Source organism: Micromonospora sp. LOL_024, assembly GCF_048060415.1.
Taxonomy (GTDB): domain Bacteria; phylum Actinomycetota; class Actinomycetes; order Mycobacteriales; family Micromonosporaceae; genus Micromonospora.
The window spans coordinates 1-1,431 of record NZ_JBHMIS010000127.1 but is presented as its reverse complement, the minus strand read 5'-3'; the positions used below and the strand labels follow the sequence as shown (position 1 = coordinate 1,431).

Here is a 1,431-nt window from a genome sequence, read left to right as displayed (position 1 = left end):
TGGCGGGTCCGGTCCTGGTCCTTCGTGGAGGCTGGTAGGTTCCGGTGTCGTGTCCGCCCAGCCGCCGCAGCCTTCGTATGAGGAGTTGCTCGCGCGCAACGCGGAGTTGATGGCTCTGCTGGAGAAGGCTCTGGCTCGGATCGCCGAGCTTGAAGCCCGGTTGGGGATGTCGTCGAGGAACTCTGGTCGGCCGCCGTCGTCGGACGGGCTGGTCAAGCCTGCCCCGAAGTCGTTGCGGGGCCGGTCGGGGCGCCGGCCTGGGCGTCCGGCGGGGCAGCCGGGGGCGACCCTGGAGCGGGTCGCGGATCCGGACGTGGTCGTGCGGCATGTGCCGTCGGCGTGTGGCGGTTGCGGGGCTGATCTGGCCGGGGCTGCGGTGGTGGGTGTGGGCCGCCGGCAGGTGTTCGACGTGCCGGAGCCGAATCTCGTGGTGACCGAGCATCAGCTCGTCACGGTGGCCTGCCGGTGTGGGCGTCACATCGTGGGTGACGCCCCGGTCGAGGCCGGTGCCCCGGCGGTCTACGGTCCTCGCCTGATGGGGATCGGCGTCTACCTGCTGCACGGGCAGTTCCTCACCCTCGGGCGGACCGCCCAGGCGGTGGCGGCGCTGTTCGGGGCGCGGGTCGCTCCGGCCACGGTTGCCGGCTGGGCGCGGCGTACCGCGTCGGGCATCGTGGAGGCGGTCCTGCCGGTGATCCGGGACCGGGTCCGCGCCGCCGCGGTGGCCCACTTCGACGAGACCGGCCTGCGTACCGGCGGCCGTCTGGCGTAGCTGCACTCCGCCTCCACCACCACCGACGTGCTGCTGAGCGTGCATCCGAAACGGGGCGTGGCGGCCATCGACGACGCCGGGGTACTGCCCGGCTTCACCGGGGTCGCGGTCCACGACGCCTGGGCGCCCTACGACACCTACACCACGGCGACCCATGCTCTGTGCAACGCCCACGTCCTGCGCGAGCTGGTCTACGCCACCGACACCGCCACCGGCCAGGTAACGCACCTGGCCGAGCAGGCGATCCACGCCCTGACCGCCCTCAAACGCCTCGTCGACGACGGCGCCGGCGTCGACTCGGCCGCCGTCGGTGAACACGTCCACCTCCTGCGTTCCGCCGTGATCCTGGGCTGCCAGGCCACCGCCGCCCGCTCCACACCCCTGGAACGCAAGCACCACGCCCTGTTCACCCGACTGCGTGACCGCCGCGACGACTACCTACGGTTCCTCACCCACCCCGGCGTGCCGTTCGACAACAACCCCGCCGAGCAGACCCTCCGCATGCCGAAGCTACGGGTCAAGGTCTCCGGCTGCATGCGAACCCCGACCGGCGCCCAACACTTCGCAGCGATCCGGTCCTACACCGCCACCGCGAGCCGGCACGGCATCGACATCCTCGACGCCCTCATCCACGCCGCCGCCGGGAAACCCTGGATCCC

Annotated in this window: 1 pseudogene; it reads left to right on the top strand. The window is 72.0% G+C overall.

The annotated features are described in order from the left end of the window. Positions 1-49: 49 nt before the first annotated feature. A pseudogene (gene tnpC, locus ACFHWY_RS28480) lies at positions 50-1,431 on the top strand (IS66 family transposase); the annotation flags it as partial.